Source organism: Pseudomonas mercuritolerans (assembly GCF_025706525.1).
In the GTDB taxonomy this organism is placed as follows: Bacteria; Pseudomonadota; Gammaproteobacteria; order Pseudomonadales; family Pseudomonadaceae; genus Aquipseudomonas; species Aquipseudomonas mercuritolerans.
In genome coordinates this window covers 958,410-972,781 of the sequence record NZ_JAMSHA010000001.1, presented here as the reverse complement: position 1 = coordinate 972,781, position 14,372 = coordinate 958,410, and the positions used below count along the sequence as shown (strand labels likewise).

Genomic DNA, 14,372 nt, shown 5'->3' with positions numbered 1-14,372 from the left:
GCAACGTTCCGTTTCACTGACGGTCAGCCAAGCGAGAGAGCCCAATGCCCCAAGCCGCCCAGATCTCTTCTGCCTCCAATATCGTGGGGCAACCCTCGTCCGTAGAGCAGGCAAGTCGTCAGGGACTTGAGCAGGCCTTCCAGCTGTTCAACCAGATGTCGAGCCAGCTGACCGACTCCTACAGCCTGCTCGAAGCGCGGGTCACCGAACTCAAGGGTGAACTGGCGGTTGTCAGCGCCCAGCGCATGCAGGAACTGGCGGAAAAAGAACGCCTGGCCAATCGCCTGCAAAACCTCCTCGACTTGTTGCCCGGCGGCGTCATCGTCATTGACGGTCACGGCCTGGTACGCGAAGCCAATCCGGCCGCCATCGACTTGCTCGGCTCGCCTCTAGAGGGCGAGCTCTGGCGCCATGTGATCGCACGCTGCTTCGCTCCCCGTGAAGACGACGGTCACGAAATCTCCTTGAAAAACGGTCGACGCCTGTCGATTTCCACCCGCTCGCTGGATGCCGAGCCGGGGCAGTTGGTGCTGCTCAACGACTTGACGGAAACCCGTCATCTGCAAGATCAACTGGCACGGCACGAGCGCTTGTCTTCGCTGGGGCGCATGGTCGCGTCGCTGGCGCATCAGATTCGCACGCCGTTGTCCGCCGCTTTGCTTTACGCCAGTCATTTGACTGAACAGCAACTGCCAGTGGAAACCCAGCAGCGTTTTGCCGGACGCCTGAAAGAGCGTCTGCACGAACTGGAACATCAAGTCCGCGACATGCTGGTGTTCGCCCGTGGCGAGCTGCCGCTGACCGACCGCCTCACGCCCAGTGCCTTGATGCAATCGCTGCAGGCAGCGGCGCTGACCCACGTGCAGGACTTGCCAATCCGCTGGCAGTGCGACAGCCATGCCGGTGAGCTGCTGTGCAACCGCGACACACTGGTCGGGGCATTACTGAATCTGATTGAAAACGCCATTCAGGCCAGCGCCGGCGAAGCGCGCCTGAAAGTGCATTGCTACACCAGAGGCAACACCCTGCATCTGTGTGTCAGCGACAGCGGCAGCGGCATTGAGCCGACAGTTTTGGCGCGCCTCGGCGAGCCTTTTTTTACTACCAAAGTCACCGGTACCGGCCTCGGCCTGACCGTGGTCAAAGCGGTAGCCCGTGCGCATCAGGGAGAATTGACCCTGCGTTCGCGAGTCGGGCGCGGCACCTGCGCGCAGGTCAGCCTGCCACTGTTTTCCGCTGCACAGGGAGTTGAATAAACGTCATGGGCATCAAGGTGTTGCTGGTCGAGGATGACCGTTCGTTGCGCGAAGCGCTGGCCGATACGCTGCTGCTCGCCGGCCACGACTATCACGCCGTCGGCAGCGCCGAAGAAGCACTGACGGCGGTCGCGCAGCAAGCCTTCAGCCTGGTGGTCAGCGACGTCAATATGCCAGGCATGGACGGCCACCAATTGCTCGCATTGCTGCGCGCGCGCCAGCCGCAATTGCCGGTGCTGCTGATGACCGCCCACGGCGCCGTCGAGCGTGCGGTCGATGCGATGCGCCAAGGTGCGGCGGATTATCTGGTCAAGCCGTTCGAACCCAAAGCGCTGCTCGATCTGGTGGCGCGACATGCGCTGGGCAGCATTGACGCTGGCGAAGCGGACGGTCCGGTCGCTGTTGAACCGGCCAGTGCGCAGTTGCTTGAGTTGGCCGCACGGGTCGCACGCAGTGACTCGACTGTGTTGATCTCCGGCGAGTCCGGCACCGGTAAAGAAGTGCTGGCGCGCTATATCCACCAGCAATCGCGGCGGGCGAGCCAGCCGTTTATCGCAATCAACTGCGCGGCGATCCCTGACAACATGCTCGAAGCGACGCTGTTCGGTCATGAGAAGGGTTCGTTCACCGGCGCTATCGCCTCACAGGCCGGCAAGTTCGAGCAGGCGGACGGTGGCACCATTCTGCTCGACGAAATTTCCGAAATGCCCTTGGGCCTGCAAGCCAAGCTCCTGCGCGTTTTGCAAGAACGTGAAGTGGAGCGAGTAGGTGCGCGCAAGCCGATCAGCCTGGACATTCGCGTGGTCGCCACGACCAACCGTGATCTGGCCGGCGAAGTGGCGGCGGGGCGTTTTCGCGAAGATCTGTTTTACCGCTTGTCGGTTTTCCCTCTGGCCTGGCGTCCACTTCGCGAACGCACTGCCGATATCCTGCCGCTGGCGGAAAAGTTGTTGGCCAAACACGTCAATAAAATGAAGCACGCCGCAGCGAAGCTATCACCCGAAGCGCAAGCCTGCCTGACCGCGTACCCGTGGCCGGGCAATGTGCGTGAACTGGACAACGCCATTCAGCGTGCGTTGATTCTGCAGCAGGGCGGCTTGATCCAGCCGCAGGATTTTTGTCTGAACGGTGCGGTGACTTTTGCGCCATTGGCGGTCGCTGCGCCAGCAATCCGCGAGGTGGAAATCGAGGCGGATTCTTCTGGCGCGCTGGGCGATGACCTGCGCCGCCGGGAGTTTCAGATGATCATCGACACCCTGCGCGCCGAGCGTGGCCGGCGCAAGGAAGCTGCCGAAAAGCTCGGCATCAGCCCGCGGACTCTGCGCTACAAACTGGCGCAAATGCGCGACGCCGGGATGGACGTCGAAGGCTATCTGTTCGCCACCTGATCGATGCTGCAAAACAGTCCAGATGCTTTTCTCAGAAGGGTGCCCATGAGCTGGCACCCTTGTTGCTAATACCTGTGTACCCGCCGAGTGAGTGTCAAAAAATTGCGGGCCGCCCAAGAGAGTAGACCATGAGCCAAGGTATTGAATTTAATCGGTTGATGATGGACATGCAGGCCATGAAAGTGGATGCCATGTCTGCGCGTAAATCGACTGCCGCTGTCCCTGAAATCGCGGGCAGCAGCTTTTCCGACATGCTCGGTATGGCGATCAATAAAGTCAGCGATACCCAGCAGGCGTCGACTCAACTGGCCAATGCTTTCGAGATCGGCAAGAGCGGTGTTGACCTGACCGACGTGATGGTCGCGTCGCAAAAAGCCAGCGTGTCGTTCCAGGCTCTGACCCAGGTGCGCAACAAGCTGGTCCAGGCTTACCAAGACATCATGCAGATGCCGGTTTAAGGGCGAAATAAGTCATGGCAGAAGCAGTCGCTGATAACGTTCCGGCCAAGGCCACCCCGATCGACGGCAAACCGCCGCTGTTCGGCCTGTCCTTTCTGGAAAACCTTTCCCAGATGACCGTGCTGCGTCAGGTCGGCCTGTTGGTCGGTCTGGCTGCGAGCGTGGCGATTGGCTTTGCCGTGGTGCTGTGGTCGCAGCAGCCGGATTACCGTCCGCTGTACGGCAGCCTTGCCGGCATGGACGCCAAGCAGGTCATGGAAACCCTGGCCGCCGCTGACATCCCTTACAACGTAGAACCCAATTCCGGTGCCTTGCTGGTCAAGGCTGATGATCTGTCCCGTGCGCGGATGAAACTCGCTGCCGCTGGTGTCACTCCCAGCGACGGCAACATCGGTTTCGAAATCCTCGACAAGGAACAGGGTCTGGGCACCAGCCAATTCATGGAAGCGACCCGTTATCGTCGCGGCCTCGAAGGCGAACTGGCGCGGACCATCTCCAGCCTGAACAACGTCAAGGGTGCCCGCGTGCACCTGGCGATTCCGAAGAGTTCGGTGTTCGTTCGTGACGAGCGCAAGCCGAGCGCTTCGGTACTGGTCGAGCTGTACAGCGGGCGTTCGCTGGAGCCGGGTCAGGTGGTGGCGATCATCAACCTGGTGGCGACTTCCGTGCCCGAGTTGAGCAAATCGCAGATCACCGTCGTCGATCAGAAGGGCAACCTGCTCTCCGATCAGGCGGAGAACTCCGAAATGACCATGGCCGGCAAGCAGTTCGATTACAGCCGCCGCATGGAAAGCATGCTCACCCAGCGCGTGCACAACATTCTGCAACCGGTACTGGGCAACGATCGCTACAAGGCTGAAGTTTCGGCCGACGTCGATTTCAGTGCCGTCGAATCGACCGCCGAGCAGTTCAACCCGGACCAACCGGCGTTGCGCAGCGAGCAGTCGGTCAACGAACAACGCACCGCCAGTAATGGTCCGCAAGGTGTGCCGGGTGCCCTGAGCAACCAGCCACCGGCGCCTGCCTCGGCGCCGCAGACCACCGGTGGCACCGCCGCACCGGCCGGGATGATCCAGCCGGGTCAGCCACTGGTTGACGCCAACGGTCAGCAGATCATGGATCCGGCCACCGGCCAGCCGATGCTCGCGCCGTACCCGGCGGACAAGCGTCAACAATCGACCAAGAACTTCGAGCTCGACCGTTCGATCAGCCACACCAAGCAGCAGCAGGGCCGTCTCAATCGCCTGTCGGTGTCGGTGGTGGTCGATGATCAGGTCAAGATCAACCCGGCCAACGGTGAAACCAGCCGTGCGCCGTGGAGCGCCGACGAATTGGCGCGCTTCACCCGTCTGGTGCAGGACGCCGTCGGTTTCGACGCCAGCCGTGGCGACAGCGTCAGCGTGATCAACATGCCGTTCTCCGCCGAGCGCGGCGAAGTGATTGCCGATATTCCGTTCTACTCCCAGCCATGGTTCTGGGACATCGTCAAACAAGTGCTGGGTGTGCTGTTCATCCTCGTACTGGTGTTTGGTGTGCTGCGTCCGGTGCTCAACAACATCACCGGCGGTGGAAAAGGCAAGGAGCTGGCCGGTCTGGGCAGCGACGTGGAACTCGGTGGCATGGGCGGCCTGGACGGCGAACTGGCCAACGACCGCGTGAGCCTCGGTGGTCCGCAGAGCATTCTGTTGCCGAGCCCGAGCGAGGGTTATGACGCGCAGCTGAATGCAATCAAGAGTCTGGTAGCTGAAGACCCGGGGCGCGTGGCTCAGGTCGTAAAAGAGTGGATTAACGCAGATGAGTGATAACCGAGCCGCCGCCGTCAAACTGACCAAGGTCGACAAAGCCGCGATTCTGCTGCTGTCCCTGGGTTCGACCGATGCTGCGCAAGTGCTGCGCCACATGGGCCCCAAAGAGGTTCAGCGCGTCGGCGTGGCCATGGCGCAGATGGGCAACGTCCATCGCGAGCAGGTCGAGCAGGTGATGAGCGAGTTCGTCGACATCGTCGGCGATCAGACCAGCCTCGGCGTCGGTTCCGACGACTACGTGCGCAAGATGCTCACCCAGGCCCTGGGCGAAGACAAGGCCAACGGCCTGATCGACCGCATCCTGCTCGGTGGCAACACCAGCGGCCTCGACAGCCTGAAATGGATGGAGCCGCGCGCAGTCGCCGACGTCATCCGTTACGAACACCCGCAGATCCAGGCAATCGTGGTCGCGTACCTCGACCCGGATCAGGCCGGTGAAGTGCTCGGCAACTTCGACCACAAAGTGCGTCTGGACATCATTCTGCGCGTTTCGTCGTTGAATACCGTGCAACCGGCCGCCTTGAAAGAACTCAACCAGATTCTCGAGAAGCAGTTCTCCGGCAACTCGAACGCCTCGCGCACCACCCTGGGTGGCATCAAGCGAGCGGCCGACATCATGAACTTCCTCGACAGCTCGATCGAAGGCCAGCTCATGGACTCGATCCGCGAAGTCGACGAAGACCTGTCCGGTCAGATCGAAGACCTCATGTTCGTCTTCAACAACCTCGCCGACGTCGACGACCGTGGCATCCAGGCGCTGTTGCGCGAAGTCTCTTCCGATGTGCTGGTACTGGCCCTCAAGGGTTCGGACGAAGGCGTCAAGGAAAAGATCTTCAAGAACATGTCCAAGCGTGCCGCCGAACTATTGCGCGACGACCTCGAGGCCAAAGGCCCGGTGCGCGTCAGCGACGTCGAAACCGCGCAGAAGGAAATCCTCACTATTGCCCGTCGTATGGCCGAGGCCGGCGAGATTGTGCTCGGTGGCAAGGGCGGCGAGGAAATGATCTAAGCCCATGGATAAGCCTGACGAGTCTGTGACGGATCTGATCCGCGCCCGCGATGTTCGTGGTTTCGAATCCTGGGCGCTGCCCAGCTTCGATCCGCCGAAACCGGAACCCGAGCCTGAGCCGGAGCCCGAACCGCCGGAAATGGAAGAAGTGCCGCTGGAAGAAGTCCAGCCACTGACCCTGGAAGAACTCGAAAGCATCCGTCAGGAGGCTTACAACGAGGGCTTTGCCATTGGCGAAAAGGAAGGTTTTCACAGCACCACGCTGAAGGTGCGTCAGGAAGCCGAAACGGCGCTGGCGGCGAAAATCGCCAGCCTTGAGCTGTTGATGGCCAACCTGTTCGAACCGATCGCCGAGCAAGACACTCAGATTGAAAAGTCGCTGGTCGATCTCGTGCAACACATCACCAAACAGGTGATCAAGCGCGAACTGGCCATCGATTCGACGCAGATCGAACACGTCATGCGCGATGCCCTCAAGCTGTTGCCGCTGGGCGTGGAAAACGTGCGCCTGTACGTCAATCCGCAGGATTTCGCCCAGGTCAAAGCCCTGCGCGAACGCCACGAAGAAACCTGGCGCATCGTCGAAGACGAGTCGCTGTTGCCGGGCGGTTGCCGGGTTGAAACCGAGCACAGCCGCATCGACGCCAGCGTCGAATCGCGGGTGACCCAGGTCATGGCCAAGCTGTTCGATCAGTTGCACGAGCAGGCCTTGCATCCGGCGGCGCCTGACTTGAGTCTGGACATTCCCGAAGACACCCCAGCGGCTGTCGACTCTGACGAGCCGCGCGCGGACGCCAGCGATGCGCCTTGAACGCACCAGCTTCGCCAAGCGCCTGAGCACCTACGCCGAGGCCACCGAGATTGCCGGCGCGCCGATCCTTGAAGGTCGGCTGCTGCGCATGGTCGGCCTGACCCTCGAAGCCGAAGGCTTGCGCGCGGCCATGGGCACCCGTTGCATGGTGATCAATGACGACAGCTACCACCCGTCCCAAGTGGAAGCGGAAGTCATGGGTTTTTCCGGCAGCAAAGTCTTTCTGATGCCGGTCGGCAGCGTCGCCGGCATCGCCCCGGGCGCCCGCGTGGTGCCGCTGGCCGATACCGGTCGTTTGCCGATGGGCATGAGCATGCTCGGTCGGGTTCTTGACGGCGCCGGCCGCGCGCTGGACGGCAAGGGCGGCATGAAGGCCGAAGACTGGGTACCGATGGATGGCCCGACAATCAACCCGCTCAACCGTGACCCGATCAGCGTACCGCTCGACGTCGGCATCCGTTGCATCAACGGTTTGCTGACGGTCGGCCGTGGCCAGCGTCTGGGTCTGTTCGCCGGTACCGGTGTCGGTAAATCGGTGCTGCTGGGCATGATGACCCGCTTCACCGAGGCCGACATTATCGTCGTCGGCCTGATTGGTGAGCGTGGTCGCGAAGTTAAAGAGTTCATCGAACACATCCTCGGTGAAGAAGGCCTCAAGCGTTCGGTGGTAGTCGCCTCGCCAGCGGACGACGCGCCACTGATGCGTATGCGCGCGGCGATGTATTGCACGCGCATCGCCGAGTATTTCCGCGACAAGGGCAAGAACGTTCTGCTGCTGATGGACTCGCTGACCCGCTTCGCCCAGGCCCAGCGGGAAATCGCTCTGGCCATCGGTGAGCCGCCAGCAACCAAGGGTTATCCGCCCTCGGTGTTCGCCAAACTGCCGAAACTGGTGGAGCGCGCCGGTAATGCGGAGAAGGGCGGTGGTTCGATCACGGCGTTCTACACCGTGCTTTCCGAAGGCGATGACCAGCAGGACCCGATTGCCGACTCGGCGCGTGGCGTGCTCGACGGCCACATCGTGCTGTCACGACGCCTGGCCGAGGAAGGCCACTATCCGGCGATCGACATCGAAGCCTCGATCAGCCGGGTCATGCCGGCGGTGGTTTCGCCGGATCACATGCAGCGTGCGCAGTACTTCAAGCAGTTGTGGTCGCGCTATCAGCAGAGTCGCGATCTGATCAGCGTCGGCGCCTACGTGGCCGGCGGCGATCGCGAGACCGATCTGGCGATTTCCCTGCAACCGCAACTGGTCAGGTATCAGCGCCAGGGCCTCAACGACAAAATCAATCTGGGTGAAAGCCAGGCCTATCTGGAAACCCTGTTCGCCCCTGCGGCGGGCGGGTAACCGGCCATGGCCGTCAGCCGCGCCGCGCGCCTGGCACCGGTGGTGGACATGGCCGAAAAGGCCGAGAAAGCCGCCGTGCAGCGCCTCGCCTACTTTCAGGGCCAGGTCAAAGTTGCCGAAAGCAAACTGGCCGACCTCAATGCCTTTCGTCTGGATTACTCGCAGCAGTGGATCGTGCGCGGCAGCACCGGCGTGACCGGGCAATGGCTGCTGGGTTTTCAGGGTTTTCTCGCGCAACTCGACACCGCCGTCGACCAGCAACGGCAGAGTCTGGTCTGGCACCAGAACAAGCTCGACAAGGCGCGTGAGGAATGGCAACAGGCGTTTGCCCGCGTCGAGGGTCTGCGCAAACTGGTGCAGCGCTATCGTGATGAAGCGCAACGCCTTGAAGACAAGCGCGAGCAGAAGCTGCTGGATGAACTGTCGCAGCGCTTGCCACGGCGTGATGCTTTTTAAAGATCAAAAGATCGCAGCCTTCGGCAGCTCCTACGGGGAATGCATTTCAAATGTAGAAGCTGCCGAAGGCCGCGATCTTTTGATTTTGCTTGTTTCTTGCCCCAAGGTCAGACAGGTGCTAAACCTTGTACAGGTTCGTCAATGACAAGGAAGCCAGTCAATGTCAGTCGTTACAGAAGTCTCTCAAGATGGGAAAAAACTGACGATTTCGATCGAGGGTCGATTCGATTTCGGTCGGCATCAGGAATTTCGCGAGTCCTATGAGCGACTCAACGAGAAGCCTGAATCCATAGTGGTGGATCTGAAGAAGGCCACTTATCTCGACAGCTCCGCGCTGGGCATGCTGCTTCTGCTGCGTGATCACGCCGGCGGCGACGAGTCGGATATCCGCGTCGTCAACAGCAGTTCCGATGTGAAGAAAATCCTCGCGATTTCCAACTTCGACAAACTCTTCGATATCAGTTGACGCCCATGCAGGCGCAAGAGCCGCTGATCATTCTTATAGCCGAAGACAGCGCCGCCGACCGGCTGCTGCTGTCGACCATCGTCCGCCGTCAGGGTCATCAGGTGCTGACAGCGGCCAACGGTGCCGAAGCGGTTGCAACCTTTGTACGGCAGCAACCGGATCTGGTGTTGATGGACGCGCTGATGCCGGTGTTGGACGGCTTCGAAGCGGCGCGGCAGATCAAGGCACTGGCGGGGGAAGCGCTGGTGCCGATCATCTTCCTCACCTCGCTGACCGAGAGTGAAGCGCTGGCTCGGTGTCTTGAGGCTGGCGGCGACGACTTTCTGGCGAAGCCGTACAACCAAGTGATACTCGCCGCCAAAATCAAGGCGATGGATCGCTTGCGCCGCCTTCAGGCGACTGTCCTGCAGCAGCGCGATCTGATCGCAAAACATCATGACTATCTGCTCAACGAACAACGAGTGGCCAAAGCGGTGTTCGACAAGGTCGCGCATTCCGGTTGCCTGAGTGCGCCGAACATCCGATACCTGCAATCGCCTTACGCGCTGTTCAACGGTGACTTGTTGCTGGCGGCGTACACGCCGGCCGGTGACATGCACATCATGCTCGGCGATTTCACCGGGCATGGTTTGCCGGCGGCGGTCGGGGCGATGCCGTTGGCCGAAGTGTTTTACGGGATGACCGCCAAGGGCTACGGCCTGGCCGAAACCCTGCGCGAGATGAACGCCAAGCTCAAGCGCATCCTGCCGGTGGACATGTTCTGCTGCGCCACGCTGCTCAGTCTGAGTTTCCAGAGCCGTTCGGTGGAGGTGTGGAACGGCGGCATGCCCGACGGTTACTTGCACCGCATGGCCAGTGGCGAACGCGTGCCGTTGCCGGCGCGGCATTTGCCCCTGGGGATTCTCAGCGCGCAAGCCTTCGATGACCGTACGGATGTGTATCCGATGGCCGTCGATGATCGGGTGTTTCTGTTATCGGACGGGGTGATCGATACCTGCGATGCCAATGACCAGTTGTTCGGCGTCGAACGCTTGCAGCAGGTGTTTGCGGCGAACCGCGAGCCGGATCGGCTGTTCGAGGATATCGAACAGGCCCTGCGCGATTTTCGCGGACAGGCCCGTGATGATGTGAGCATGGTCGAGGTCAGTCTGCTTGAGTCGGCGCAGACCCACGGCGCGGCACCGGTTTATTCCGACAGCGGCCAGTCGTGCCCGCTGAACTGGTCGGCCAGTTTCGAGTTTCGCGGCACCACGCTCAGGCGTTTCAATCCGTTGCCGTTCCTCTTGCAGTTGCTGCTTGAGGTGCATGGCTTGCGCGCGCAAAGCGGGGCGCTGTACAGCGTGCTCGCCGAGTTGTATTCCAATGCGCTGGAGCATGGCGTGCTTGGGCTGGACTCGAGCCTCAAACGCGATGCGGCAGGTTTCGCCCGCTACTATGAAATGCGCGCGGCGCGGCTGGAGGCGCTGCAAGACGGTTTCGTGCGCGTGCATTTGCAGGTCCAGCCGCAAGGCGAGGGCGGGCGACTGGTCATTCGCGTCGAGGACAGCGGCAATGGGTTTGATGTAGCGCGGGTCATGGAACGGCCCGTGGATAACGTCCGCTTGTCGGGACGCGGCATCGGGCTGGTCCGGCAACTGGGGCGCAACGCCAGTTGGTCAGACCAGGGTCGCAGTGCCAGCGTGGAGTTTTTCTGGGAGATTGAGGCATAATCCGCCCATTCTTGATCAAGGAGTGAGCAAGTGACAGACCCACATGTAGATCGCGAAGTCCTCGATACTTTGCGCGAGGTGATGGAGGACGGCTATACGGAATTGCTGGAGACTTTTCTGGCAGATTCGCAAAGCCGCCTGCACGAGTTGCAGGACAGCACCAGCGCCAAAGCGCTTTCCGATGTAGCCCATAGCTTCAAGGGCAGCGCCAGCAATATGGGCGCGGTTCGACTGGCCGAGTTGTGCCAGGACCTTGAGTCGAATGCCAAGGACAAAAGTCCGGAAGCGCTTGCTCAACTGGTGGCCGATATCCATTCCGAATTTGCCGAAGTACGCCCGGTGTACGAAAGCGAAAAGCACCACGCCCACATCCACTGAAGCTGCCATCCGGCGCTTTTCGCAAGTGTCTGGCCAAACTGGCCCGGCACTTGCAGTCATCTTGCTCAACTGTACCTACGATCCCAGTGCAGCGGAGACCGTGTCATGCCTGCGACCCCCAACATTCTTCTTCAGACCGCCGCCCAGGCCAAGGCGCAAGCCGCCTCTGCCAAATCGTCGGCAATGGCCGCAGACGCCGGGGACAAGGCTTCCAGCTTCGCTAAAGTGTTCGCCGATCAGGCGCCGGCCAAGCCTGTCGTGACTGCCGATAACTCAGTCAAACCGGCACGCGACAAGGTCGCGGACAGCAGCGGCAAAAAGGATATCGGCAAAGATCAGTCTGCCGCGCCCGAGCCAGCAATTGCCGATAGCGGCAAAGCGTTGCCTGCTGACAAAGCGCCTGCGAGCGACGACGCGACAGCGACTGCCGATGACACCGCTGAAACCGTACAAACCCCTGTGGCCGATGCCGCGCCTGTAGACCCGGCGCTTGATCCGGCCTTGGCGCAAGTCGTCCAGCCACTGGTGCCAGCGCCTGTGGTGCAGGCCCCGGCAGTCGCCACGCCAGCCCAGCCGGAAACCGAAACGCCTGCATTGGCGGTCGTGTCGGGGATGGTCAAAGATCCGGCGGCCACCGACAGCGAATTTGATCCGACAGCCGACCCGCTCGATTCCCTGCCGGCCGTGCGCATGGCGATGGAGCAGGGCGGGCATATTTCCGCGTCCAGCCAAGCACAGCCGAAAGCCACGCCTGCTCAAGCTCAGGCTGACGGCGAATTGACCGCCGCCCAGAACTTCGCCGCCGGTATGGCCAGCATGCTCGACGTGCAGGCCGATAAGGACAGCACCAGCCAAGGCGGCGAAAAAGCCTTCAGTGGTTTGATCGATGATGGACTCAAAGATCTCAAAACCGCGACCAGCGACACCCGCGTCGACGACTTCGCCAACCGTCTGGCGGCCCTGACCCAGGCCGCTACGCCGAAAACCGCCAATGCGCTGCCGGTGAATCAGCCGATCGCCATGCACCAGAGCGGCTGGACCGAAGAAGTGGTCAACCGCGTCATGTACCTCTCCAGCGTCAATCTGAAGGCCGCCGACATTCAGTTGCAGCCGGCGGAGCTGGGGCGCCTGGATATCCGCGTGAACATGGTTCCCGATCAGCAGACCCAGGTCACCTTCATGAGCGCGCACCCGAGCGTGCGTGAAGCGCTCGACAGCCAGATGCACCGCCTGCGCGACATGTTCAACCAGCAGGGCATGGGCCAGGTCGACGTCAACGTTGCCGACCAGAACCGTGGCTGGCAGGGGCAGCAAGGCCAGGAACAGGCGCAGCAGGGCCACAGTGGCCGGACCAGCGCTGCTGGTGGCCGCCTGGATTCGGCGGATGAGGAATTGGCACCGGCTACTGTCGCTGAAGTGGCGGCGCAGACCACCAGCGTAATTGGCAGCAGCGCGGTCGACTATTACGCCTGAGCAAATCAAGAGCCCCTCACCCTAGCCCTCTCCCAGAGGGAGAGGGGACCGATTGGGGAATCTTGAAGAACTACGCCGACCTGAACGAGCATCGCTGAATCCGTCCCGCCCTGAACTTGCAATCACCTCGGTTGTGCAGGTCGATGTCCAGCCCCATTACATCTCGGTCGGCCCCCTCTCCCTCCGGGAGAGGGCTGGGGTGAGGGTGCCTTTGACTTTAGCGTCGTTCTCGACCTCCGACACTTCTGGCATAACACTTGCTCTTGCCTTGCCGTGCGACTGTGAAACCCCCGATTAGTGACGGATTATTGGCATGGCGAAGAGCGAAGCTGCAGCAGTAAAAGACCCCGCAACCAAAGGCAAACTCAAGCTGATCATCGTGATCGTGCTGGCGTTGCTGGTGGCCATTGGTGCATCCGTCGGGGCGACCTGGTTCTTCATGCACGGCGCGCAGAGCAAGCCTGCCGAGGCCGCTGAAGCAGCGCCGGTCGGTAAGCAGGCGGCGATTTTCGAGCCGATGGCGCCGGCCTTCGTTGCCAACTACAACCAGAACGGTCGTCAGCGCTACATGCAGGTGAGCATCACCATGCTGGCGCGCAATCAGGCCGATCTGGACGCGCTCAAAGTGCACATGCCGGTTATCCGCAACAACCTGGTGATGCTCTTCTCCGGTCAGGATTTCGCCACACTGGCAACCCCGGTCGGGCAAGAGATGTTGCGCCAGAAGGCCACCGCCAGCGTCCAGGAAGTGGCGCAGAAAGAACTGGGCAAAGTGGTCATCGAACAGTTGCTTTTCACTAATTTCGTACTGCAGTAGGAACACGACATGGCCGTGCAGGATCTGCTGTCCCAGGATGAAATCGATGCGCTCTTGCATGGCGTCGATGATGGTCTGGTACAGACCGATAATGCTGCCGAACCCGGCAGTGTCAAAAGCTACGACCTGACCAGCCAGGATCGCATCGTTCGTGGACGCATGCCGACGCTGGAAATGATCAACGAGCGTTTCGCCCGCTACACCCGCATCAGCATGTTCAACATGCTGCGCCGCTCGGCGGACGTGGCTGTCGGTGGCGTGCAGGTGATGAAGTTCGGCGAATACGTGCACTCGCTGTACGTGCCGACCAGCCTCAACCTGGTCAAGATCAAACCGCTGCGCGGCACCGCGCTGTTCATCCTCGACGCCAAACTGGTGTTCAAACTGGTGGACAACTTCTTCGGCGGCGACGGCCGTCACGCCAAGATCGAAGGGCGTGAATTCACCCCGACCGAACTGCGCGTAGTGCGCATGGTGCTCGAGCAGGCTTTCGTCGATCTGAAAGAAGCCTGGCAGGCGATCATGGAAGTCAATTTCGAGTACATCAACTCGGAAGTGAACCCGGCCATGGCCAACATCGTCGGCCCGAGCGAAGCGATTGTGGTTTCCACTTTCCACATCGAACTCGATGGCGGTGGCGGCGATCTGCACGTGACCATGCCGTACTCGATGATCGAGCCGGTGCGCGAAATGCTCGACGCCGGTTTCCAGTCCGACCTCGACGATCAGGACGAGCGCTGGGTCAACGCCTTGCGCCAGGACGTGCTCGATGTCGACGTGCCGATCGGTGCCACCGTGGCCCGCCGCCAGTTGAAGCTGCGCGACATCCTGCACATGCAACCGGGCGATGTGATCCCGGTCGAGATGCCGGAAGACATGATCATGCGCGCCAACGGCGTGCCGGCCTTCAAGGTCAAGATGGGCTCGCACAAAGGCAACCTCGCGTTGCAGGTGATCGAGCCGATCGAGCGTCGCTGAGACGGCGCTTTTCACCCCCG

14 protein-coding genes are annotated in these 14,372 nt (G+C 61.2%); all 14 read left to right on the top strand.

Annotated elements, in window-relative coordinates:
- The first annotated feature begins 44 nt into the window (after positions 1-44).
- The 14 genes from ND528_RS04550 to fliM all read left to right on the top strand — a co-directional run bounded on the left by ND528_RS04550 (position 45) and on the right by fliM (position 14,352).
- Positions 45-1,256 (top strand): sensor histidine kinase, encoded by a 1,212-nt coding sequence (locus ND528_RS04550; RefSeq protein ID WP_263469777.1) that lies wholly within the window; start codon positions 45-47, stop codon positions 1,254-1,256.
- Positions 1,257-1,261: 5 nt separating this feature from the next.
- Positions 1,262-2,644, top strand: a complete 1,383-nt coding sequence (locus ND528_RS04545) for a sigma-54-dependent transcriptional regulator (RefSeq protein ID WP_263469776.1) — start codon at positions 1,262-1,264, stop codon at positions 2,642-2,644.
- A gap of 128 nt (positions 2,645-2,772) precedes the next feature.
- Positions 2,773-3,102, top strand: a complete 330-nt coding sequence (gene fliE / locus ND528_RS04540; protein ID WP_263469775.1) for a flagellar hook-basal body complex protein FliE — start codon at positions 2,773-2,775, stop codon at positions 3,100-3,102.
- Positions 3,103-3,116: 14 nt separating this feature from the next.
- Entirely contained in the window at positions 3,117-4,904 is a 1,788-nt protein-coding gene (gene fliF / locus ND528_RS04535; protein ID WP_071171439.1) for a flagellar basal-body MS-ring/collar protein FliF, read from the top strand.
- Positions 4,897-5,916, top strand: coding sequence for a flagellar motor switch protein FliG (fliG, locus tag ND528_RS04530; RefSeq protein WP_039761172.1), 1,020 nt, complete (start codon positions 4,897-4,899; stop codon positions 5,914-5,916). Before fliF ends, fliG begins: the two co-directional genes overlap by 8 nt.
- 4 nt (positions 5,917-5,920) lie before the next feature.
- Positions 5,921-6,727, top strand: coding sequence for a flagellar assembly protein FliH (fliH, locus tag ND528_RS04525; RefSeq protein ID WP_041479018.1), 807 nt, complete (start codon positions 5,921-5,923; stop codon positions 6,725-6,727).
- Entirely contained in the window at positions 6,717-8,075 is a 1,359-nt protein-coding gene (fliI, locus tag ND528_RS04520) for a flagellar protein export ATPase FliI (RefSeq protein WP_016771077.1), read from the top strand. Before fliH ends, fliI begins: the two co-directional genes overlap by 11 nt.
- 6 nt (positions 8,076-8,081) lie before the next feature.
- Positions 8,082-8,531, top strand: coding sequence for a flagellar export protein FliJ (gene fliJ, locus ND528_RS04515; RefSeq protein WP_016771076.1), 450 nt, complete (start codon positions 8,082-8,084; stop codon positions 8,529-8,531).
- Between the two features lie 160 nt (positions 8,532-8,691).
- Positions 8,692-8,997: an STAS domain-containing protein gene (locus tag ND528_RS04510; protein ID WP_137216031.1), complete on the top strand. Its 306-nt coding sequence runs from the start codon at positions 8,692-8,694 to the stop codon at positions 8,995-8,997.
- 5 nt (positions 8,998-9,002) lie between these two features.
- On the top strand, positions 9,003-10,706 hold the full coding sequence (locus ND528_RS04505; RefSeq protein ID WP_263469774.1) for an ATP-binding SpoIIE family protein phosphatase: 1,704 nt from the start codon (positions 9,003-9,005) through the stop codon (positions 10,704-10,706).
- A gap of 30 nt (positions 10,707-10,736) precedes the next feature.
- Positions 10,737-11,084 carry an Hpt domain-containing protein gene (locus ND528_RS04500; RefSeq protein ID WP_016771073.1) on the top strand — a complete coding sequence of 116 codons (348 nt, stop codon included), beginning with the start codon at positions 10,737-10,739 and terminating at the stop codon, positions 11,082-11,084.
- Between the two features lie 105 nt (positions 11,085-11,189).
- The gene (locus ND528_RS04495; RefSeq protein WP_212615584.1) at positions 11,190-12,557 is read left to right on the top strand and encodes a flagellar hook-length control protein FliK; all 1,368 of its coding nucleotides are present in this window, start codon (positions 11,190-11,192) and stop codon (positions 12,555-12,557) included.
- Positions 12,558-12,870: 313 nt separating this feature from the next.
- Positions 12,871-13,374 (top strand): flagellar basal body-associated protein FliL, encoded by a 504-nt coding sequence (gene fliL / locus ND528_RS04490; RefSeq protein ID WP_016771071.1) that lies wholly within the window; start codon positions 12,871-12,873, stop codon positions 13,372-13,374.
- Positions 13,375-13,383: 9 nt separating this feature from the next.
- Positions 13,384-14,352 carry a flagellar motor switch protein FliM gene (gene fliM / locus ND528_RS04485; protein WP_003222890.1) on the top strand — a complete coding sequence of 323 codons (969 nt, stop codon included), beginning with the start codon at positions 13,384-13,386 and terminating at the stop codon, positions 14,350-14,352.
- The last annotated feature ends 20 nt before the right edge of the window (positions 14,353-14,372 follow it).